The 21,957-nt window shown below is 30.4% G+C and carries 20 protein-coding genes and 1 pseudogene; 13 read left to right on the forward strand and 8 right to left on the reverse strand.

Annotated features, from left to right (window positions below; translation table 11 throughout):
- The first annotated feature begins 16 nt into the window (after positions 1–16).
- The 4 genes from mobB (at position 17) to METIG_RS09475 (ending at position 2,873) form a co-directional block, all read left to right on the forward strand.
- Positions 17–694 carry a molybdopterin-guanine dinucleotide biosynthesis protein B gene (mobB, locus tag METIG_RS07960; protein ID WP_048055595.1) on the forward strand — a complete coding sequence of 226 codons (678 nt, stop codon included), beginning with the start codon at positions 17–19 and terminating at the stop codon, positions 692–694.
- Between the two features lie 60 nt (positions 695–754).
- Positions 755–1,033 (forward strand): ArsR/SmtB family transcription factor, encoded by a 279-nt coding sequence (locus METIG_RS07965; protein ID WP_013799704.1) that lies wholly within the window; start codon positions 755–757, stop codon positions 1,031–1,033.
- Positions 1,034–1,435: 402 nt separating this feature from the next.
- Positions 1,436–2,371 carry a transposase gene (locus METIG_RS07970; RefSeq protein ID WP_013798476.1) on the forward strand — a complete coding sequence of 312 codons (936 nt, stop codon included), beginning with the start codon at positions 1,436–1,438 and terminating at the stop codon, positions 2,369–2,371.
- Positions 2,372–2,663: 292 nt separating this feature from the next.
- The gene (locus METIG_RS09475; protein WP_013799705.1) at positions 2,664–2,873 is read left to right on the forward strand and encodes a hypothetical protein; all 210 of its coding nucleotides are present in this window, start codon (positions 2,664–2,666) and stop codon (positions 2,871–2,873) included.
- Between the two features lie 4 nt (positions 2,874–2,877).
- Here the strand turns inward: METIG_RS09475 and METIG_RS07975 are convergent.
- Positions 2,878–3,633 (reverse strand): annotated as a pseudogene (locus METIG_RS07975) (IS200/IS605 family accessory protein TnpB-related protein); the annotation flags it as partial.
- Positions 3,634–3,818: 185 nt separating this feature from the next.
- Between METIG_RS07975 and METIG_RS07980 the strand changes: the two are divergent.
- Positions 3,819–6,947, forward strand: coding sequence for a HEAT repeat domain-containing protein (locus METIG_RS07980; protein WP_013799706.1), 3,129 nt, complete (start codon positions 3,819–3,821; stop codon positions 6,945–6,947).
- 447 nt (positions 6,948–7,394) lie between these two features.
- Positions 7,395–8,432 (forward strand): ATP-binding protein, encoded by a 1,038-nt coding sequence (locus tag METIG_RS07985; RefSeq protein ID WP_013799707.1) that lies wholly within the window; start codon positions 7,395–7,397, stop codon positions 8,430–8,432.
- Positions 8,433–8,549: 117 nt separating this feature from the next.
- Here the strand turns inward: METIG_RS07985 and METIG_RS09720 are convergent, their stop codons facing one another.
- Both METIG_RS09720 and METIG_RS09575 read right to left on the reverse strand, forming a co-directional pair.
- Complete coding sequence (locus tag METIG_RS09720) at positions 8,550–8,678, reverse strand: hypothetical protein (protein WP_281033941.1); 129 nt, start codon at positions 8,676–8,678, stop codon at positions 8,550–8,552.
- 5 nt (positions 8,679–8,683) lie between these two features.
- Positions 8,684–8,821 carry a hypothetical protein gene (locus METIG_RS09575; protein WP_013799708.1) on the reverse strand — a complete coding sequence of 46 codons (138 nt, stop codon included), beginning with the start codon at positions 8,819–8,821 and terminating at the stop codon, positions 8,684–8,686.
- A gap of 172 nt (positions 8,822–8,993) precedes the next feature.
- On the opposite strand from METIG_RS09575, the gene METIG_RS07990 reads away from it, so the two are divergent.
- A complete protein-coding gene (locus METIG_RS07990; protein WP_013799709.1) occupies positions 8,994–9,797 on the forward strand; it encodes a sugar phosphate isomerase/epimerase family protein in 804 nt (267 codons plus the stop codon).
- A gap of 14 nt (positions 9,798–9,811) precedes the next feature.
- The gene (gene asnB / locus METIG_RS07995; RefSeq protein WP_013799710.1) at positions 9,812–11,347 is read left to right on the forward strand and encodes an asparagine synthase (glutamine-hydrolyzing); all 1,536 of its coding nucleotides are present in this window, start codon (positions 9,812–9,814) and stop codon (positions 11,345–11,347) included.
- Between the two features lie 7 nt (positions 11,348–11,354).
- Here asnB and METIG_RS09125 read toward each other — a convergent pair whose 3' ends face one another.
- On the reverse strand, positions 11,355–13,193 hold the full coding sequence (locus METIG_RS09125) for an LEA type 2 family protein (protein ID WP_245527640.1): 1,839 nt from the start codon (positions 13,191–13,193) through the stop codon (positions 11,355–11,357).
- A 170-nt stretch (positions 13,194–13,363) separates the two neighbouring features.
- Between METIG_RS09125 and rnp3 the strand changes: the two genes are divergently transcribed.
- Positions 13,364–14,065, forward strand: a complete 702-nt coding sequence (gene rnp3, locus METIG_RS08005) for a ribonuclease P protein component 3 (RefSeq protein ID WP_013799712.1) — start codon at positions 13,364–13,366, stop codon at positions 14,063–14,065.
- A 113-nt stretch (positions 14,066–14,178) separates the two neighbouring features.
- Here the strand turns inward: rnp3 and METIG_RS08010 are convergent, their stop codons facing one another.
- Genes METIG_RS08010 through METIG_RS09345 form a run of 4 tightly spaced genes read right to left on the reverse strand, consistent with a single transcriptional unit; the run spans position 14,179 to position 16,790 of the window.
- Positions 14,179–15,573, reverse strand: a complete 1,395-nt coding sequence (locus METIG_RS08010) for a hypothetical protein (protein ID WP_013799713.1) — start codon at positions 15,571–15,573, stop codon at positions 14,179–14,181.
- The gene (locus tag METIG_RS08015; RefSeq protein WP_013799714.1) at positions 15,570–16,076 is read right to left on the reverse strand and encodes a hypothetical protein; all 507 of its coding nucleotides are present in this window, start codon (positions 16,074–16,076) and stop codon (positions 15,570–15,572) included. The genes METIG_RS08010 and METIG_RS08015 overlap by 4 nt, the downstream gene beginning before the upstream one ends.
- Positions 16,077–16,078: 2 nt before the next feature.
- Positions 16,079–16,594 (reverse strand): RNA 2',3'-cyclic phosphodiesterase, encoded by a 516-nt coding sequence (gene thpR / locus METIG_RS08020; RefSeq protein ID WP_013799715.1) that lies wholly within the window; start codon positions 16,592–16,594, stop codon positions 16,079–16,081.
- 34 nt (positions 16,595–16,628) lie between these two features.
- Positions 16,629–16,790, reverse strand: coding sequence for a Trm112 family protein (locus tag METIG_RS09345; RefSeq protein ID WP_013799716.1), 162 nt, complete (start codon positions 16,788–16,790; stop codon positions 16,629–16,631).
- 230 nt (positions 16,791–17,020) lie between these two features.
- On the opposite strand from METIG_RS09345, the gene METIG_RS08025 reads away from it, so the two are divergent.
- The 4 genes from METIG_RS08025 (at position 17,021) to METIG_RS08040 (ending at position 21,629) form a co-directional block, all read left to right on the forward strand.
- Positions 17,021–18,475 (forward strand): methanogenesis marker 14 protein, encoded by a 1,455-nt coding sequence (locus METIG_RS08025; protein WP_013799717.1) that lies wholly within the window; start codon positions 17,021–17,023, stop codon positions 18,473–18,475.
- Between the two features lie 414 nt (positions 18,476–18,889).
- A complete protein-coding gene (locus tag METIG_RS08030; protein WP_013799718.1) occupies positions 18,890–20,128 on the forward strand; it encodes an RNA-guided endonuclease TnpB family protein in 1,239 nt (412 codons plus the stop codon).
- Between the two features lie 202 nt (positions 20,129–20,330).
- On the forward strand, positions 20,331–20,822 hold the full coding sequence (locus METIG_RS08035) for a MogA/MoaB family molybdenum cofactor biosynthesis protein (RefSeq protein ID WP_013799719.1): 492 nt from the start codon (positions 20,331–20,333) through the stop codon (positions 20,820–20,822).
- Positions 20,823–20,870: 48 nt separating this feature from the next.
- Positions 20,871–21,629, forward strand: a complete 759-nt coding sequence (locus tag METIG_RS08040; protein ID WP_013799720.1) for an ATP-binding protein — start codon at positions 20,871–20,873, stop codon at positions 21,627–21,629.
- The last annotated feature ends 328 nt before the right edge of the window (positions 21,630–21,957 follow it).

Genomic DNA, 21,957 nt, shown 5'->3' on the forward strand with positions numbered 1-21,957 from the left:
TATAAGATGTGATACCATGAGGATTATTGGAGTTATAGGTCCTAAAAATTCTGGAAAAACAACCCTTATCTGCGAACTTTTAAAAAAACTCCCATTTAAAGCAGCAGTTATAAAACACACATGTAAAGACATTGATGTTGACGCTGAAGGAACGGACTCTTATAAATTAAAGCAATTCTCAAACACAACAGTTTTTTCTACAAACAAAGGGACTGCATTTTATAAAGATAAGTTGTCTCTTGAAGAAATTTTATCAAAAATAGATGAAGATTTTGTTATTGTTGAAGGGTTCAAAGAAGAACTCTCAAAATTAAATATACCAAAAATAGTTATGATTAAAGGTAATGAAGGTTTAGAACTTATTGACGAACACACCATAACGGTTATAAAGGATTACGACTATGATGTTGAGGATGTATTAAAACTCGTTTTGGAAAAGGCTACTGTACCATCGTTCAACTTAAATTGTAAACACTGTGGTTATGACTGTAAATCTTTTGTAAGTGCTGTTGTTAAAGGAGAGGCGAAATGGAATGACTGCGTTTTGTCCAGTGGTATAAAAATTGTTGTAAATGGGAAGATTATCCCTGCGAATCCATTCGTCTCAAAAATAATAAAAAACACCATAAAAGCAATGATTGAAACCCTAAAAGGTGTTGATAAACCAAAAAACATTGAAATTAAAATTGATTAAACTTTGATTAAATCTTATAAAAATTAAATTAAAGTTACAAAAAATAAAGGAGGGTAAAATATGGACAATGGAAAATACGAAGCTATGGCTGAGGTATTTAAAGCATTTGCAGACCCAACAAGATTAATGATTTTGAAGTTATTAACTGAAAATGAGAGTATGTGCGTATGTAAAATTATTGATGAGTTAAAGAAACCACAACCCACAATATCTCACCACTTAAATATCTTAAAAAAGGCAGGTATTATAAAGGCAAAAAAAGAAGGAACTTGGAACTACTACTACATTGTAAATCCAAAAGTTAAGGAATTAATTCAAATGATTGATGAAATTCTATAAGAAACTTTTAGAAAAAGCTTATCAAAAAGAATTATTTCCTTCCTACATAATTAAGCAAAACAGTTCTTCACTTTGCTTCGGTTAAATATAGTCGTGTGCGTTGTAGAATAGCCATATATGGAAAGATTCTCATTGCTTTTTTTAACTTTTAGTTCGATTTTGCAATTTTCTGATTTTTCAATATTTAAGTTTTCAAGAATTTTTATGTGAATAATTTTATAAATAGATAAGCTCTTAGAAAATTTGATAATATCAATACCTTAAATATTTTGTTTGGGATTATAGTCGTGTGCGGAATTAATATATAGCAAAACCCAGAGTTTTGCCGTTAATTTTTAAACTTATTTTATAATCAGAGGTTGTCGAAAAATACGAATACTATAAATAATAGTAATAATAATTATGAGCGGCAGAAAAACCAAAAGAAAAGGATACTGGAAAGCCTACGATAAGAGGTTTAAGATATTCAATATTAAGTACACTTATGATTTTGTTTCATTTATTATAAATATTTTACTTCCATATAAAGAAAAACGCAAAGTAGGAAGGCCTTTAGCTATAAGTTACAATGAATATATAGCTACTCTAATAATAAAACACATTTTTAGAATTAGTTTAAGAGATTTAGAAACTCTTTCCGATTATTTACATAAAAAGCATATAGATAGCTCCACATACGGAAAAGCTTTTCAGAGGATTAAAATAAGCGATTTAACTAAAATAATCGTTGGATTACACTTAATTATTGCTAATTCGTTAAAATCATCGGTTATAATTTACATAGCTGATTCCACTGGAGTCCATTTATTAAGAGTGTATTGTGAAAGAATCAGAGTTGTGAATAATGAAATAAAAAAGGTAAAGTATCGGGTTTTTGACAAAATGCACGTATTAGCTTGCTATTATAAAGATTATGGATTAATTTCGATTGTTATGGTAAAATGGGATAATGGATATAGTTCAGACAGTAAAAACTTACTAAAAATGATAAAATCTTTAGATTTTGTGAAAGGTGCGATAATATTGTTGGATGGTGGTTACGATGATGAAGATTTACTTAGAGAGTTGTTATCCATAGACCTCATTCCAATAGTTAAAACAAAAGAGTTTAAATGGGATTACGGTATTTCTAAAATCAGAAAGAAAGTTAAAAAATTGTTTGATAAGAAACTGTATAAAATTAGAGGGGTAATAGAAGCGATATTTGGAGGGCTAAAAACTAAATTTAGATTAACTCTAAATGAAAAACTACCTGAAAGTAGATGTAGAGCTACTTTAGCAGTAGCAATCGTTCATAATATTTTAACACTAATGAGAGTTATTAGTATTAGAGAGTAATATTTAAATTCATTGATGAAATAATTTTTCGACAACCTCTCTTTGTCTTTAAACTATATTAAGGAACACATTGGATAATATAATTAATTTTTTATTCAGACAACAGGATAATACACTATAGACACGATCTTTTAGTTGTTTTTTATAGCCATATTTTTTTTACTATAGTCTTGGACAAAAATATTTGGAATATTAACGTTATTAAATTTTTCTAAAAGTTTATGTTGTTGGATGAAAATGGGGAGTCAGAAATTACACACTTGTTAAATTTTATTGAAAAGATAGTATCCTAATGCCGCTAAGTGAGATTTTAGAAATAAACTTGGTAATTTTTGATAAAATGGGTAAAATGTTATTTAGGACAGAAGCATCTGGAAAATTATATGCCATTAAGGAAAAATTTGAATGCTTAATAGAAAAATCTGAAGAAATTAACAAGACAATATTTTTTGAAGATGAGGTTCTGTTTGTAATTCCACTTCATGGGGTCTGTCCATCGTGAGGATTTAGGAGTAAATGTGAATAAAAGTGCTTCCGCTTAAATTAACCCTCACGATGGACTTGGGTGACATTGGCCTCAACTCTCCTCTGGGTTCATTGGAGAGTAAATCATCGACCTCCACCCCAGTCACGGGTACCCCGATTCCGCCTAAGAGTTTTTTAACTAATTTAACTCCTCTTTTAAAGATATTAAAAGAGCCGACAAACTGCCTATTGAAAACTCCACATTTTTCGCATGTTACAACCTGTCCCTCTTGGGACTCCATTTTACTCCCGCATACGGGACAGGTTTTTGAAGTATAGTGAGGATTAACGTAAAAAACAATACTCTTATATTTTAGCCTTTTTGCAATCTCTCTCCAACTCGTTCTATCCAAATCTTTGTTAAAGTTTGAATTTTTATACATATTGAGCTTATCCAAATCCTCAAAGATAAAAACTGCATTTGGAAAGAGTTTAGATAGCTGGGAAGTTAATTTATTAATAAAATCTTCAACTCGATTTTTTCTTCTATTATAATACTTTTTTAGCAAGATACCAATTCTTTTTGGGGCTTTTTTATAAATCGACTTTAACTTATCGATAATAACATCATAAACCTTCTTTATTCTATGCAGTTCAGATAAGTCAACTCTAATCTACCCTTCCTCTGGATGGAATAAATCTAAGGATTTTAGATTGCTATCTACACCGATAACGACTTTTTTATCAAATATATTTAAAGGTTTTTTAAAGGTTATTAATGCTTCACTGTCTTTTAACGAATCACTTATATATGCTTATGAAGATGTCAAAAAATTTATAAACTCTGTTTATAAATATAATTAATTTGTTTAATAAATATTATAAGACTCTATCTATAAAAAGAAAAAGTAAAAAAATAAATAAAAATAAATTTAATTTAAATAATTTAATTTTAGTTCTTTTAGACAGTTGGGGGAACAATATGACAATGGTTTATGATAGTAAAGATATGGATATAACTAAATTAGTAAATTCAGATAGTTGGAAAGATAGGATTAAAGCTGCTATGCTAATTTCTGAAATAGAAGATAGAGAGGAAATAAAAAAAAGAATAGTGGATATTTTTAAACTTTTGCGTGATGAGAATTTACTCGTAAGGATAAATATGATAAATTCACTTAAAAAACTTATTCTAAAATATCCTGATATACTGAAACCACTAATTCCAGAGATTCATGCTTTAGCACATACTAAAAATAAAATGTTAGCATCAAATGTTAAATCTTTAATTGAATTAATCCCTCCACAATTAATACAAGAAGTGGTAATTGATGCAACTAACAAGCTCTACTCTGCAAATGGTTTAGATAGGGCCGTGAGATTATGGATTCTTTCCACTATTTCTCTGACATCACCAGAGTATCTTAAAAATTCGTTACCTGAACTAATGGCAACATCCATAAACGATAGATATGAATTGTTACAGATGTTTGCTTTATCTATAATTGAGGAATTTAAAGAAAAAGAAATGAGTATGGTACTTGATAAGTTAAATATGATATTTCCTTGCCATATAGTAAAAAGTGATTGGAGTTTAGATAGTGAAAGTTATGATGAACTAATATATGCTCTAATGAAAAGATATTTTGGGAAAATAACAAAAGATGATCTCAAAAAGGTTCTAAATTTTATAGATTATAAAGATTTATTAGTCAAATTGTTATCAATAGCAATACTCAAAGAAAATGCTGAGATGTTGTGGGAGATTTTGGATGACTGGGAAATTGAAACATTAATAGCAAAATTGATGAAAAATTTAAATAGTAGATATTGGACTGTAAAAACTGTATCTTTACTATCTCTTGCAGAGATTCTAACGTCATGCACCAGGGATAAAGAACCAAATTGGAACGAATCTATAGAAAGATACTTATCAACACTCGTATTGAAATCAAGTGAACTTTTGAGAATTAGTTTTATAACCAAAGCTTATGCATTAGATGCATTAGCAATTATCTACAAAAGATCTAATTCACCAGAAGTAAGAACAAAAATAGAAGAATTAATTGAAAATGTCAATATTAAAGAAATTTTAAAAGAGCATTATATATCATACTTTAAGGGCATTTCCTTAATTGTAAAATTAAAAGGAGAAGATATTGTAAATTACCTAACTCCTGAAATCCATCCATATATAGATATTGACTTCATAGAAGAACTGAGATCAGAAAATCCATTAAATTATGGTGGCATATTTAGAGAGATCGAGTTGGGAGCAAACAGTGATGATTGGTTAGATAGATGTGTAAATATTAAACTTTTAGGGAATGCACTATATGCGCTACCTTCATTTGCGGAGGTTTATGCTCAACAAATAAAAGCACTCTTAACAGACCCTGTATGGATGACTAGGTCGACATCAGTATGGGCTTTGAGAATAGTAAATTATGTTAAGGGGTTAAATTTCACAAAAGAGGATTACTTAGATTTATTTGAGTATGCCGATGATTGGTATTGGACAGTTAGATGGGAGTATTTAATGTTGTTTCTTGAAGTAATTAAGAAGGATCCAGAGATACTTGAAGATGATGGATTGAGAAATGCTCTACTTTCCGTAATAACAACTAAGTATTTAACTGATAAAAGCCATACTATAAGAAAAATGTGTAGATATATACTACAAAAAATCCCTGGAACTGAAGAGATATTGAATTATTTTAGTAAAGATTACGCAAGTAGGTATAAAATCCTACAAAGTATGGTAGAAAATCCCGCATTAAGAAAAAGTGCATTTATAAGATTAAAAATTAGATTAAGAAAGGCTATAAAAAGTAACAACGAAGAAATGATAAAAAGACTCTTAGAGTTTGTAAATGGAAAATATTATAAAGAGACATCATATATTCTCCATGAATTGGTATTGTTATATGATAAATACAAAATTGCAAAAGACATGGTTGATACAATAAAAGCAGAATATCCTGAAATTATACAACATAGAATGGATCTATTACATAGAATGCTAAGTGAACTCATAGTTGTTAAAAGAAGGAGTGCTTTGAGGGAATTAAAAGCATATGTGGAAATTGGTATTCCAATAACTGAAAAAATCTTAAATAGATTAAAAGAAATGGTCGTATATGACGTTGTTGACCCCACTATCGTAAAACTTACAATATATATACTTGAAAAGGTTGGTGATGACGAAGCCAAACAACTCATTAAAGAAAGAAAAGAACTTATTGATGTTGGTAAAGACTATTCATTAGAATTAGGAAACGTACTTAAAGGTAAATCAGCCACATGGCATAGCGTTTATGGTTTAATTGAACACATGCCAGATGATAGATTATTAAATTTGGACTTGGATTTGATGGAATTGTTACATATCTTATCCAAAAAAGATACTGGTATAATATTAAAAGTCAGAATTATAGATTTTATTATTAGAACAATTAAAACGGATGATGAAAACTTTAGTAAAGTTATTGAAGACAATTATGATGACATATTTAATATAATTTTTGAATTAATGAATTGTGAGTACTATCTTGTGTCAGAAAGAGCCACAAGACTCATGAAAACAATATTACTAAAATATCCACTACTATTTAGAAGATGGATTTTCAAAAAGTTGTCAAGATCAGAGAATAATAAAAAATACATTGCACTTGTAAAGAAATTATTGGAAGATCCAAATCCAGACATTAAATTGGAGGGATTGTATGTTATTGAATGTCTAATAAATAGGGAATACTCTGATATGGCATGTTCATTTATTTATGAAATGTTGGGGGCATTAGGTGATGAGAAATGGGAAGTGAAGAAGAAATCATTAGACCTTATTTTGAGTTTAGACATTAATGATGAAGAAATTGTAGATAATATTGTTTACAAAATTATAAAATTATTAAAATTGAAAGATACAGAAGAAGATTTTAAAATATACTTACTTAGGTTGTTGAATCAACTACCTACATCAAAAAAATACTGCAAAGAGGTTTTGGATGTTTTAAGTGAGTTTAAGGAATCTCATGACCCATACATAGCAGAAATTGCCAAAAGTATTATAAAAAAGTACTCAAAAGAAAATTCAGAAGTTGATTTATAGGGGGATTTTTTTATATTGTATTGCAACATAAATTTTAAAATTTTACAAAATTATAGTCAAGTGCATTATATAGTCGTGTGCGTTAGAAATTGGAATAAAGTGTTAGTAAATTTTTAAAGATTTATGACTTATTTAAAATTTTTTGGCAAAACTGAAAGTTTTGCCGTATATTTTAAGAAAGGATAAGGACTATTTGGAAATTCATTGGTATATAAATAAGTTTAAAAATCCACTGCAACCTTCGATTGCAGGGAAGTTGAATAACTATATTATTCAACTATTCCGCACACGACTATAATTAAACTAAAACTGCAATAAATTTTAACGGCAAAATCAAAGGTTTTGCCGTATGTCTTCTGCACATGACTATAAATATCCAAATTTACATTAAAAGTTATTAGAGATTTTAAATAAGATTGCTAATAAAAAATACATTTGGTGAAATCTATGTTCTTCAACAGAGAAAAAGAAATAAAAGAAATTCTATCTATTATAGAGAGTGAGCCAAACTTTATCTATTTTCTTTATGGACCTATTAATAGTGGAAAAACAGCTTTAATAAATGAAGTTATTAATAAATTAGGAAAAGATTATGTGGTTTTCTATTTTGATTTGAGAGAGATTTTTATCTCTAAGTATGATGATTTTATAGAAGTGTTATTTGAAGAGTATGAAGAGGGTAATATATTAGAGTTAATTAAAAGCTTAATAAAAGACAGCTCAGTAATTTATAGCTTTCCCATTCCTAAAAATACTTTAGAGAAATTATTAGATAATAAAAAACCAAAGAACGTGTTTAAATATATAACTAATATTTTATTAGAGATTAAAAACTCTGGAAAGAAACCAATAATTATATTAGATGAGCTACAGAAAATAGGAGATTTAAAAATAAATGGCTATTTGATTTATGAGCTATTTAACTACTTTATTAGCTTAACCAAACATAAACGCCTATGCCATGTGTTTTGTTTAAGCTCTGATTCTCCGTTTATAGAGAAAATTTATAGCCAAGCTATATTAGATGATAGAGCAGATTATATTTTAATAGATGATTTTGATAAAGAAAAAGCTTATGAGTTTATGGATTTTCTCTCAGAGAGAATTTTAAATAGATCTCTCTCTAAAGAAGAGAAAGAGTTAATCTATAGCTATGTAGGTGGAAAGCCAGTTTTAATAATAAAGGTAATGAATAGATTAAAATCTGATGAGTTAGAGAATGTTTTAAACTACTTGCTTAAAGATACTAGGCAAAGGCTAAAATACTTCTTAGAAGATGTAAAAGAAGAGAATAAAGAGTTATATAAAGAGATAATAAAAGCTTTAAGTTTATTTAAAAATAACTATGAAATAGAGGATATAAAAATAAATAAAAGAATTAGAGAGTTATTAGTTAAGAAAAATATTCTCTTTTTAGATCCTATAGATGGAATTTTGAAACCACAGAGTTTTTTAATCTGGAAAGCTATAAAAGAGTTTATTTAAATCTTAATCTCTACATATAACATATAATCTAATAGACCGTGTAATATAGAGTGTATATTAGATTTGTTAATCAATATTTTTAAATTAGTGAGTGGTATTTTTCACCACTCACACTTCTTAAAAGTATATAAGAAGAAATAGGATCTGTCCAACGTGAACAATCATAGACAAATGTCCACGTTGGACTTGGATGTCATCAGCCTCAGTTCCCTCTGGGTTCATCGGGAACATATCATCGGTCTCCATCCCTGTCACGGACATAAAAACCTAACGGTTTTTAAGTTCCCGTCGCTTCGCTCCGGGAGAACCCCAACTCCACCCATAGGTTTAACACTCAGTAAAGTCCGCCTCCTTAGGTCTCCAGTATCCACCTTCATCAGAGGCATCATCCTTATAGTTATATATATAAACTCATATATAAAAATTTTGAAAACGAAAATACATTAATGTCCACATTCGTCAATGAAAAATTAAACAGTTTCAAACGGCAAAATCCAAAGGTTTTGCGTATGTCTTCTACACATGACTATAATTTTAAATAGTTGTTGGGATGGGTTTGTTATGTCAATTATAAGCTGCACAACCCTGTTCTTTTGGGAATACCCAATTGAGGAAATAGCAGATATATTTAAAAGTGTAGGATTGAAAAGTATGGAGTTTTTTCCTGAAAACCCAGAATTTTGGGATAAGAGATTTGATGAGGACTATTTAAAAGAGATAAAATCCATTCTATCAAAATTTTATTTAACTATTCACGCTCCATACATTGAGTTAAATCCATCTTCTACAAACCCTTATATCCAAGAGGCTACTATTAAGGAGACTCTTTGGGCGATAGATTTGGCTAACTTTTTAGGGGCAGAGGTTTTGACAATCCACCCTGGAAAAAGACCTACAAAAAGACCGCCTACTATGGAAGAATATGAAAAATTTTATCACTATTTGGATGTTTGCATACCGTATGCAGAAGAGAAATCCGTTACTCTTTCCCTCGAAAATATGCCAAAACTTGTTAATTATATATGCCACTCCGTTGAAGAAATAAAACAGATTATTGAAAGATACAGGATTGGACTTACTCTTGACTTTGCACATGCGAAAGAAAATGCGGAAAGATTTGTTGAAGAATTGCATGAATATATAAAAAATACCCATATTTCTGGAGTTTGTGATGGTAGGGAACATTACCCCCTATATCACTCCCAGATAGATTTTTCCCCATATATAAAAAAGTTGGTTGATTATGGATATAAAGGTAGTTTGGTTATTGAGATAAATGATTTAAATTACAATAAAGAATTATCAAAAGAAGAAAAAATTTCGGAATTATTAAAAGAAATTGAATATTTGGAAAAACTAATATGATTGAGTGAGGGAGTATGTGCTCGATAAGTGGTATAATTATAAAAGATGAGGAAGACCCGCGTAGTTTGAGGAGAGATATTTCTAAATATTTATTAACAATGATGAAAATCTTGAAACATAGGGGCCCTGATGCATCGGGAATGTTGGTAGATGATGAAGTTATATACTTCAAGGATTTTGAGGACGTTGAAAAGAGCATCATCGCAGATTTTGGATTTGGGCATAATAGGTTGGCTATTGTAGGTTCTGCAACTCAACCAATCCCAAATGAAGATGAGAGTTTGTGGGTTATATGTAATGGGGAAATATACAATTACATTGAGTTGAGAGAAGATTTATCAAACCATGACTTTAAAACAGATACGGATTCAGAAGTTATTGTCCATGCGTATGAAGAAGATATGTTGAATGAACTTGATGGGGATTATGCATTTGCAATATATGACAAAAATAATAGCACCTTAATTTTAAGGAGAGATACTTTTGGAGTTAAACCGCTATTTTATTTGGATAGGGATGGTTATTTTGCATTTGCTTCTGAAAGAAAGGCGTTATGGTATTTATTGAGGGAAATTGAAGGAATTGATGGAAGTCCAAAACATCTAAATGAATACATAAATAGATTAAGCCCAAATAGTGAACTGATCTATTACTTAGAGGATAATAAATACACCATAACAAACAATATTGAAAAATTAAGGTTTGATTATTTAAAATACAAGTCCTATGAGACATGCAAAAAAGAACTTGACAATGCATTATGGAGGGCAGTTTGGAAGAGAACAAGGGGTATTGAGAGGGTTGGGATTATCTATTCCGGTGGAGTTGATAGCACATTGGTTGCAAAGATGGCATCTGAGTATTGTGAGGTTATTCTATACACAGTAGGCACGGAAGAAAGTGAAGACATAAGATATGCAGAGAGAGCGGCAAGGGATATGGGATTAAAACTTAGAAAGAAGATTATAAAGGAAGAAGAATATGAAAGATACATTTTTGAGGTTGCAAAGGCAATAGATGAACTTGATTTGATGAAGATTGGGGTGGGTATCCCAATATACATCGCATCTGAGATGGCAAGAGAGGACAATATAAAGGTTGTTTTATCTGGTCAAGGAGCAGATGAGTTGTTTGGGGGATATAGCAGATATGAAAGAATTTTAAGAGAGAAAGGAGAAGAAGAACTAAAAAAAGCACTATTGAATGACGTCATGAACATCTATAAGGTTAATTTGGAGAGGGATGACCACTGCACAATGGCAAATAGTGTGGAGTTGAGGGTTCCATTTTTGGATAAGGATGTTGTGAGGGTTGCTTTATCAATTCCAGTAACCTATAAAATGGATGAGATGAGAAAGAGGATTTTAAGGGATATAGCATCAAAATACATCCCAGACTATATAGCATATAGACCAAAAAAAGCCGCTCAGTATGGAAGTGGCAGTGAAAAGATGATATTTAAAGTTGCAAGAAAATATGGATATTCAAAAAAAGAAGTAAATAAATTCTTTGAAGAAGTTGTTTTGAAGAAGATAAACGAGACCTTATAATTTTAGTTTACCTCACCCTGTTTATTATATTATCTACCCTATTCTTTATATCTACCTGTTCAATCAATCTTTCAACATTTATTGAGATTTCTTTTATACATCCATCTTTTTCTACTTTTATTGTGTGTGTTCCTCCAATTTTAAATGTGTGATATACTACACCATTATTATCTGTTGTTCTCCTTATTGTACCATCAATAATTACTGTAGCCCCTTCTACTGGATTTCCATTTTCATCTACAACTTGTATAGTCACTCTATCTCCAACTTTTATTTCATTTGGATAGCATGTTATGTATAACTGTTTTAATTCGGGTTTTTGTATTGGTTGTTCTTCTTGCTGATTTTCACCAATTCTATTGATTACAACATTATTTATTTTATTATTTTCACTATCTTTATTTTCATTGTTTTCAATTCCAAATTTCTCCTTTAGTTCATTAATACTTACATTTTTCTTTTCTTCAAATGGAATATTCATTGGAGGAATATTGAATTTTTTAATTTCATCTATGTAAGCAACCCCCTTTATTAATAAAGTGATTTTATCGTTTTTTGCTAATCTTATTAAGTTAATTATTACTTTTTTATTTTGTAATTTTACATGGGTATCTATTGGAGTAGATGTTGCCTTGTAAATATGAATGTTTTCTCCTTCACCTTCACCTAATAGTTTTTCACTTAAAATAAACTTCTCTCCATTGTCTGCATAAACATAATACTTAATTTTGCTTATATCAATGTCAATTGGATTTGGATTATCAACTATGAGCTTAACATTTAGATAAAGATTTTCTAAGTCAGTTCCTTCAAACTCAACATCATCTACAGTCACATTTGGTTTTTTAAAGTCTTTTATTGTAAATCCTATTCCTAGTTTATTTTTGGCAGTCTCTGCCATTTTAATCATATTATCAGTTATTGGGATTTCTTTAGTATTCTCAAATGGTATTTTTAATTCTGAAATTCCATATTTCTTTATACCTTCTATATCTATAGAACCTTCAATTTTAACAGTTATTTTTTTGCTGTCTTTGTTGCTCAATATAGCATTTACAACATCTTCATTTGATATATTTACATCAACATATATTGGTGTGGAGATTCCGCCTTTAATTGTGGCGGTATTATGTAATTTTGCACTTCCAAAGTAATGCTTACCATCTTTATCGTAGTAATATGCATGAACTGCAATATCTTTAAGATTAATATCAATTGGATTCGGGTTTTCAACGATAAGCCTTACATTTAATTTTGTATTTTTGAAATCTTCACTGATTCCTTCAAACTCAACGTCATCTACAGTTACATTTGGTTTTTTGAAATCTTCTATTGAGAATCCAATGCCCATCTTTTTTGCAGTTTCTAAATAAGAAACAACATTCTCTGGAAGTTGAACTGTTTGTTTTGTTTTAAATGGAACATCAATACTTGTAATTTTTAAATCAACATTTGCAGAACCATCAATTTCTAAGGTTATTTTGTTATCTTTGCTATTTTCCAAAGCTTTTATTAACTCTTTATTGGAAAGTGCAATTGGAATATCTATTGTGGTTTTTCCACTTCTAATGTCGATATTGGCTTTTTCTCCATGACCTAAATATTTTGGATTTCCATTATTATCTATGTAATAAATGTCAAATACAATTTTATTGACATGAACACCAATTGGATTTGGGTTATCTATTATAAGTTTGACATTTAGATTGGTTGTATCATAATTTACTCCTTTAAAATCTAAACTATCAACACTAAATGTTGGTTCTTTTAATTTACCATTTACACATCCACAATTTATAACACTAACTATTACCAAACTAAAAACCATTAGTAATACCTTTCCCACTTTCTTCAACTTTACCACCTTGCAAAATTTTAATTTATCTCTAAAGATTTCAGATATTTATTTTTTTCTATCCATATATTTAAATCTTACAATAAAATAATAAAATAAAAAATGTTATAAAGGATGTTACTTAAATTTTAGCCATATCCAAAAAAATAAAAAGTGAAACAATGAAAGCGGTTGATATAAATAGGATAGATAATGAGGAAGGAATAAAGAGATTAAAAAAAATGGGATGGTTTGGAGCAATCTATACGCAATATCATGATGAATTTGATGAAGAAAAGTTAAATAAGGTTATTGAACTTGGGGAGCAATATGGCCTAAAAATTTACAGTGGGATAAAGATAAGGACTCAATCTTCAAAAGAGCTTAGAAATTTAGTGAGGAAATACAGAAATAGATTTCATCTCGTTTTAGTTGAGGGGGGAGTTGAAAAGGTAAATAGAAGTGCTTTGGAAATGCATGATGTTGATATCTTATCAACTCCAGAATTAAACAGAAAGGATAGTGGTATAGATCATGTTCTCGCGAGGTTAGCAAGTGTGCATAGGGTTGCAATAGAGTTGAATTTTAATGAGGCATTAACGGCAAAAAATTACGAAAGAGCAAGGATTTTGATGGCATTTAGGAGAAATTTGAAATTGGCAAAGAAATTTGATGCTCCTGTTGTAATTTCAAGTGATGCAAATGACATCTACACCATAAAATCCCCATACGATTTAAGAGCTTTTTTAAACACGTTAGTAGAGCCAGAATATGCAAAAAAGATAATTGAGACCACATATAAAATAGCAGAGTATAGGGCATATCTAAAAAAGAAAAATGTTGTTAGATTTGGTGTGGAGATTGTTGAAGACGATGAAGTATAGTCACTATTATTAATTCAAATAAAAATTTCTAAAAGTTAAGAACAATTAAGGAAATTTTAACGTAAACAACTTTATACGGCAAAACCCTTGGGTTTTGCCATTTATTTTATAAGTTAATCAATCTCATGTGTTGCTAAATACTCTTCTAAAACCTTTCTTTTTCTGTATTCTAAGATTTTCTTTCCAATGTAGATTCCAAATATCACTGCAAACAATACAATCCAAAACGGTATTGGAAAACCAAGTACTTTATAATGCATAAGTTCATGTTCTTTTCCTGACAACAGCAGTAAAATATGTATTGCTTCCAAAGCATAGACACCAAAGATCCCAGCCTCAAGCAACTCCATTGCCTCTCCAATTGCTACTTGGTGCTTTACACTCTCTGCCAACTGGTTTGAGATTTTACTCTGCAAGTTGTCTGATAAGGTAGTTAATAACCTTGTTAAACTTGTCGCAAGTTCTAAATTACTCTTTATGGCATTTTCAATCTCAATTATTCTGTTATTTAATTTTTTAAGTTTATTTTTTGCATTTATCATTTTTAACAATCTTGCATCTTCCCCAGTGAATTTTGATAGGAATTTTTCTTCATTCATTAAACTTGAAATTTCTTTTAAATATCCACTAACAATTTCAATAACTGCCAGTTCTTTGTCTATTTCACTCAACTCATTCCTTAACTTAGTTATTGTTTCTACGTCTATTTTTCCTGTTAAAATATTGCTTAATCTCTCCAATCGTGTGCTGATGTTGTTCAACTTAAAGAATAAATCTTGAGAGCTTTGAACCACCGACCTTATGAAGGAATAACATGATATAAAGTTCTCAAATTTTTTTGGATTTGGATGCATTAGTAACATTCCAAACTCGCCAAATATTAACTTACCTTCACCAATATCAATAATTCTCTTAACATTTCCAATAACTTGCCTCACTTCTGCAAGGGTGTTTTCATTTATCTCAAAAATTGTCTCTGTTAGTATTGAAACGTGTTTATAAACCTTATACTGTCCATATAATGTCTCAATTATATACCTTTGGGATGATGCTATCAAGGATTTTATCATTTTTGACGTATCCATAATCATCTCAGGTATTATAAAGGCAAGGTTGTCGAGGCTGATATATACTTCTTCATCTCCCGCACTTTCAATTTCAGAGGCATAAATACATCTTCCCAAATAGTCAACATAAATAAAGACGTCCTTTTCTTGGAAAATTCCTTCCTTTTCAAAATTCACCTCTGCTATAAATTTTACATACATCTCTGGTTCAAAATCAATTATATTAACTTTTGTATAGTATTTTGATGTTTTAAAAACAGGTTCTATTGTAGAGATGTTATCTACGACCTCTGTGAAATATTTAACTCTCTTTTTTTGATACTCTTTTAAGGTAACCCTATCAATAAATTCAGTCATATAGTTTTTCCCAAAGGGAATCCATTCAGTTATAACAACTTTTGGATTTTTTAATTTGACAAAATGAGTAAATGTTTTACTCATAAAGAAACACCCAATATATAACTTTTTGACTTGTAGGGGACAGTTCCAAGTTTTGTGATATCTATTCTTAAATCATCTCCCTTTTTAGATTTTATTACAATGCCATTGTCAGTTAATTCCACTGGTTTAACTTTCCCATCTTCAATTAAAACTTTATCAATTTCCTCTTTATTTGGGAAATCGTATTCTACAAGTTTTGCTATTCTATATCCTTTAACTGGAATGTTGAGACCTCTTGTGGATAACAAAATCTCATAGATATATTCATTATCAAGTAAGTAATCCAAATCATTCATTGCCTCATAAGATATGTTGATGTAAATTGGTTTATCATCCCACATATATGGACTCGGTGAATAATCGTAAGGTTCATCAAAAACACCATTTTTAATAAAAAAATATATTAAAGCAAACAATACTTCTTGCCTTATCCACGAGTCTCTATTGTTGTGGGTGTAAAGGTAAATTAAATAGTGTAATCTTTTTTGGTTGTTTGTTAGCATAACTACCACTCTTTAATTACTTCATATATTGGCCCATTTGGGGTTAGGGTACTTTTCATCAACTTTATGCTTTTGACCTCAAATTCCCCAATGTCTATTTTTCTGTGTTTTTCAATTTTATCCTTCAATGCCTTTTTATTTTCAATGAACTTCACCCTTCCAATAGTTACGTGTGGGACGTATTCCCTTTCTTTTTTAAATCCAATCTCTGAAAGTTTTTCATCAACTTCTTTAAATAAATCAACTAAATTTGTAGCTCCTAACCAGATAACTCTTATATAATTTTCGTTTGGAAAGACACCAATGTTTTTAATCTTTACTTTAATTGGGCTTATTGATAAATCCAAATTTTTAATTTTTTCTACTATTTCCTCATCAATCTCTCCAAGGAATTTGATGGTTATATGTAAGTTTTCTTTCTCTACCAACTTTATGCCCTTAATTTTAAAATGCTTTTTCACTTCCTCTATTTTGTCTTTTATCTCCTCTGGCAAATCAATAGCTATGAAGCACCTCATTTTATCCCTTTATTTTATTTTTTAAATTTTTAAATTATTTTTTCATTTTTTTTAACAATATCGGGATTCCATCAACAATGTCAAATGTTTTTTTGCAAGATTTGCATATTAGTTGGTTTTTTTCTTTTATGTATTCTAAATCTCCACCACAATAGGGACATTGAAGGATATTTAAATACTTCTCTATCCAATCCATAACCTCACCAAAACATACAAATTAAATTTATATAATAAAAAATTTCACATTAATTACAATTTAGCCATTAATGGAAAATTATATATTTATTTTTTTAAGAAAGTTAATTATGTATCCTAAGATGATAAATATTAATGGTTTTTTAGCAAATACTACAAAGTCATATCCAAATATTTAACATATAGATGGGCTAAATTATGACACAAACATAACTTTGAGAGGAGAGACCCATGGGATTTTTAGATAGTATAAGGAAGATTTTTAAAAAATCACCAAAGATACATTATGCAAAATCTCAAACAGTTGATTTAATTGAATTAAAGAGAAACCCCTACTATATTGTGGCGTCAGTTGAATTAGGTAATACTACAACAAAAGCCATCATTACGGCAACAAACATGGACACTGGAAAAACCTATATTGTGAGCAAATATGTAAAAATGACAAGGGACGTTAGAAAACCAAAGAAGGGAGAGGAAGTTTTTGGGAAAACATTATGGGGTGTTGAATTAACAAAAGAAGCAGTTGCAGATATGGTTAAGGAGGTTTTGTTGAAGGCCCTCGAAAAAGGAAATCTAACAATAAATGACTTACATTTCGTCGTTAGGAGCACTGGAGTCACAGCTGGCTTTGCATCTCCTGAGGAAGTTGGGGCGATGATTATTGCATTGGCAGATGGGTGTTTAAAGGCAGGAGTTCCTCCATCAAAGATGGCACCTGCAATGTCAAAAAACCAATTGCCAAAACCTTTTGATGAATACAGTTTGATGGACAAGGTAATATTTGATGGGGCTGTTACTGGTGTTCTCCCTCCAACGGGGAAGGAAGTTGTTGCAAATGAGATGGAGGGTGAGCTTGTTACAGCAGGTATAAAAGTTGGAAGTAAATGGACAGAAGTTGACTTCAGAAATCCATGTATGAGTATTGACTTTGGAACTACATTGGCAGGAAGAATAACCAATGATACTCTACCTTACGCAAAGGTCATTGGAAATTTGTGTGGTTTGGCTGGGGCTATTGCTGACAGTATTGCAAGAGGTTCTGGATTAGTTAGTAGAGATAAAGGAGCGGCTTTAGACATAGCAAAGAAATGTGGCGACAAACCAAATAAAGAACTTGCAGAAGAATATGCAGAAAAAGCCCACAAATATATAATAATTGATGAAGTTCCACCAAATGTTGACAGATTTGGAACTGTTCCAGTAAATCCAGAGGCGGCAAAAAAGGCAGGAACAACTTTAATTGGGTGTGATGTTGGGAAAAATGGAAGTGACTTGCCAAAATTAGAGGAAATTGGGAAGAGAATTGTTGAGGAGTGCAATGTTTCAACCCTGCTTTATACTTTAGATTTGGTTTCTGCAGAAATAGCAAAGAGGTTAGTTGAATTCGCATATAAGAAAGGACTTGTCAATGAAAAAACTGCAATAGGCATAACAGGGAGAGCAGGAATTACTGGAGAAAAACCAAGATTAATAATAGAGAAACTTAAAGAGTTGGATATTTGGGATAATGTTGAAAGCAATGTTGTATTTGTTGAAGATGGGCTGGCCTTAGGGGCAAGTGTTATGGCAAGATGTATGAACTGCCTTGGAACGCCAAAAGTTCCAATTGGGGGTAATAGAGGAGGGGGTTGCATTTTGGGCCTAAGGAGAAAATGGCAAAAAGAGAGAGGTATGATCAGATAACAAATATATATGTTAAAAAGTTTAAAACACTCATCATTACTTATAGCAAACAACTTTTACCATTAATTTTTACCTCATTTATGAACAACACAAAAAATACCAAACTAAAAAAAAAACAGTCAAAATAACAATAATAGGCAAATTTTTGGCAAAATCCAAGGTTTTGCCGTAAATAATCCTAAAAAACCTTAAAAATAACGCTTTAAAGGACAATTTGTTAAAAATATTAACAAATGTTTGCTTAAATTTTTTATCCAGTTGATATATAGATGGGTCTAATTTTTTACATGCACCGCCGTTTGAAACTGTTTAATTATACATAGACATTTATGAACATTTGTGAGTAAATATTGAAGAAATTTTTAAATATTTGATAATACTATAATCCTACTAAAAAAACAAACAACGATTACTATGCCCAATAAGACAAAATCAAAAGGGACTCAGGAATTATCCTATCAAGTCGTTCTATCTTACAAAGTTAGTCACAACTATCCACTTAAAACGTTCTTAATCGAATGCAAAGATAAGTTAAACGAATGCATAGACATGATTTGGAATAACATAGAATACACTAAAAAAGATAAACCAAAATTGCCAAAATCAAACGAATTCAAAAGAAATCTAAGAAACAAACTCTTAGAAAATTGGAGTTATGCCTCTCACTACATCGATGGGATTATAAAAACCTCCTATTCCATCCTACAAAGTTGGGCTTCGAACTACAAAAGAGGTTATAGAACTAAAACAAAACCAGTAGTAGAGAGGTTATTCGTTAGAGTTAAAACAACCCTAATAAAATACGACAAAGAAAGAGCGGAGATAAGAATAACGATAAAACCAAGAAAAGAGTATTTAACCTTAAACATCAAAAATGAATGGTTCTTCGATAAGGTTAAGGACTTAACAATTGGAGAAATTATTTTAAAGGAAAATGAAGCGTTTTTAACCTTCAAAGATAATCTAAACTATTCAGACAAAGATATAATCGTTGGAGTAGATAGCAATCTAAAATCCCTCGACTTATTCCATCCGATAGAGGGTTGGATAAGGATAGATTTAACCGAATTACACCGACTTAAAGAAGTTTATGATAAAAAGATTGATGGGCTTAAAAAACTGCTTAAAAAATGTCCTTTAAGAGTTTTGAGAAAGATAAATAGGTTATTCGAAAGAAGGAGAAATAGGGTTAAGGACTTTTTACACAAACTTACAACACAATTATCTCGACTATTTCCGGATGCAATTTTTGTCTTCGAGGATTTGAATAAGAGAAGGATGTATAAAAATAAACACTTCAATAGAAGAATAGATAGAGCGAATTGGAATGGAATAATCGAAAAAATAAGTTATAAGGCGGTTGTTATCTTAGTTAATCCTGCCTACACTTCAACGACCTGTCCTATATGCGGGAGTAGAATGGAGTCCCAAGAAGGGCAGGTTGTTTGCTATAATTGTTCAAACTCTTTTAATCGCCAAGTAGTTGGCTGTTTTAATATTTTTAAACGAGGTTTGGGTGCAATCAAAAGATTTATGGGTGGCTCTGGGGTTACCACGACAGGGGCAGAGGTCTCTGCTAAGGGACTGATGACGCCCAATCCCAACGTAGTTTATTATGTGGATTTAAATGGCAAATATCTTAAATGTATATAATTGTCCATATTTGACTACGTTGGGAGAACCCCACAAACTATTTATGGGTAATCTTGAATTAACATGAGCGAATTTTAATTATTGTGATTAGTGCTGTAATTCGTAGAACGATATAATAATGTAATACATAATCGATATATCCAAATTTAGCATAAATGGCAAAACCGAAGGTTTTTACCACATATTTTTTAAAGGTGAGACAATGCATGAAGGTATTAGTGATATTAAGTATGGTGTAATAACAGTAAGCGACAGTAGATATAATGAAATGTTAAAAGGTAATAATAAAGTTGAAGATAAATCAGGTGAACTTTTAAAAAATGAGTTAAATGCTATATTCCATGCCCTAATCCCTGACAACAAAGATATGATAAAAGGGGTTATAGACCATGTTATAGATTTTTTTGATGTTGACTGCATTGTTATAACAGGAGGGACAGGTATATCTAAGAGAGACACTACACCAGATGTATTGAAAGAAATTTTTGAGAAGGAGTTGGAAGGATTTAAAATAATTTTCCACAAAATAAGTTATGAAGAAATAGGGACAGCAACAATCTTATCAAGAGCCACGGCTGGAATTTATAAGGGTAGAGTTATATATGCTCTTCCAGGTTCAGTAAATGCATGTAAAACAGCCTTAAAAATTATAAAAAAAGAGACAGGACATATTTTAAAGCATGTTAGGGAATAAAGAGAATAAATTAAATTTAATTAAATTAAATTGTAGTTGGTGAAAATAATGACAAAAATCATAGCAATAAGCGGAAAAGGTGGAACTGGAAAAACCATGTTTTCAACTTTATTGATAAAGGCATTATCCAAAAAAACAAACAGTATTTTAGTTATTGATGCAGATCCAGACTCAAATTTACCAGAAACACTTGGAGTTGAAGTTGAAAAGACAGTTGGAGATATAAGGGAGGACTTAAAGAAGTTAGTTGAAGAGAACAAATTACCTCCCGGAATAACAAAGCAGGATTATTTAGAAGGAAAGGTTTATGAGATTATAGTTGAGACAGAGAACTTTGATTTACTTGTTATGGGAAGACCAGAGGGAAGTGGATGCTATTGCAGTGTAAATAATTGGCTTAGGCAGATAATAGATACTCTCGCAAAGTCTTATGAGTATGTTGTTATAGATACTGAAGCTGGATTGGAGCATTTGAGTAGGAGAACTACTCAAAACGTTGATTTAATGATTGTTGTTACAGATGCATCAAAGAGAGGTATTGGAACTGCAAAAAGGATAAAAAAACTTGCAAATGAACTGGAAGTTAAATTTAAAGATATATATGTTGTGGCAAATAAGGTAAATGAAGAAAATGAAAAAATTGTTGAAGAATATGCAAAAGAGTTAGGATTAAATTTAATTGGAAAACTACCCTATAACAAAGAAATAGCTGAATATGATTTAAAGGGAAAACCATTGTTTGATCTGCCAGATAACAATGAAGTTTATAGAAAAGTGGAGGAAATTGTAGAAAAATGGATTATATAATCTGTTAAATTCTGTTAAAATAAACTGAGATAAAAAATTTAATAGGTTCGCTCATGTTCATTCGGGATTGCCTATATAAATAGTGTGCTGTTATTGTGGTTTTGCAGATAGCACATAAAAATTATCAATGGTAAAACTTGTTTGCTATAAGTAATGATGTTTGCGGATGAGCATAATCATTATAAACCCTAAGTTAAAATTAAAAGATTAATTTAAGGGTCAGAGGGGTTTGACTAAGCTGTTAAGGGGTTGAGTAAAAGTATAGAGGCGGGTTAGAGAGCGATGAACAATTATTTAAGAGATTAAGGGGAAAAATAATTTTTTATTT

This window comes from Methanotorris igneus Kol 5 (genome assembly GCF_000214415.1).
Lineage (GTDB): Archaea > AGJL01 > Methanococci > Methanococcales > Methanococcaceae > Methanotorris > Methanotorris igneus.

Coding starts and splice junctions, on each gene's coding strand:
- METIG_RS08015 (WP_013799714.1), bottom strand. CDS start 16,076: ATGCTAACAAACAACCAAAAAAGATTACACTATTTAATTTACCTTTAC.
- METIG_RS07965 (WP_013799704.1), top strand. CDS start 755: ATGGACAATGGAAAATACGAAGCTATGGCTGAGGTATTTAAAGCATTT.
- METIG_RS08010 (WP_013799713.1), bottom strand. CDS start 15,573: ATGAGTAAAACATTTACTCATTTTGTCAAATTAAAAAATCCAAAAGTT.
- METIG_RS08040 (WP_013799720.1), top strand. CDS start 20,871: ATGACAAAAATCATAGCAATAAGCGGAAAAGGTGGAACTGGAAAAACC.
- METIG_RS09720 (WP_281033941.1), bottom strand. CDS start 8,678: ATGGAGACCGATGATATGTTCCCGATGAACCCAGAGGGAACTGAGGCT.
- METIG_RS07980 (WP_013799706.1), top strand. CDS start 3,819: ATGACAATGGTTTATGATAGTAAAGATATGGATATAACTAAATTAGTA.
- METIG_RS09575 (WP_013799708.1), bottom strand. CDS start 8,821: ATGATGCCTCTGATGAAGGTGGATACTGGAGACCTAAGGAGGCGGACT.
- METIG_RS09475 (WP_013799705.1), top strand. CDS start 2,664: ATGCCGCTAAGTGAGATTTTAGAAATAAACTTGGTAATTTTTGATAAA.
- METIG_RS08035 (WP_013799719.1), top strand. CDS start 20,331: ATGCATGAAGGTATTAGTGATATTAAGTATGGTGTAATAACAGTAAGC.
- thpR (WP_013799715.1), bottom strand. CDS start 16,594: ATGAGGTGCTTCATAGCTATTGATTTGCCAGAGGAGATAAAAGACAAA.
- METIG_RS09345 (WP_013799716.1), bottom strand. CDS start 16,790: ATGGATTGGATAGAGAAGTATTTAAATATCCTTCAATGTCCCTATTGT.
- METIG_RS07985 (WP_013799707.1), top strand. CDS start 7,395: ATGTTCTTCAACAGAGAAAAAGAAATAAAAGAAATTCTATCTATTATA.
- METIG_RS07970 (WP_013798476.1), top strand. CDS start 1,436: ATGAGCGGCAGAAAAACCAAAAGAAAAGGATACTGGAAAGCCTACGAT.
- METIG_RS07990 (WP_013799709.1), top strand. CDS start 8,994: ATGTCAATTATAAGCTGCACAACCCTGTTCTTTTGGGAATACCCAATT.
- asnB (WP_013799710.1), top strand. CDS start 9,812: ATGTGCTCGATAAGTGGTATAATTATAAAAGATGAGGAAGACCCGCGT.
- METIG_RS08025 (WP_013799717.1), top strand. CDS start 17,021: ATGGGATTTTTAGATAGTATAAGGAAGATTTTTAAAAAATCACCAAAG.
- mobB (WP_048055595.1), top strand. CDS start 17: ATGAGGATTATTGGAGTTATAGGTCCTAAAAATTCTGGAAAAACAACC.
- rnp3 (WP_013799712.1), top strand. CDS start 13,364: ATGAAAGCGGTTGATATAAATAGGATAGATAATGAGGAAGGAATAAAG.
- METIG_RS08030 (WP_013799718.1), top strand. CDS start 18,890: ATGCCCAATAAGACAAAATCAAAAGGGACTCAGGAATTATCCTATCAA.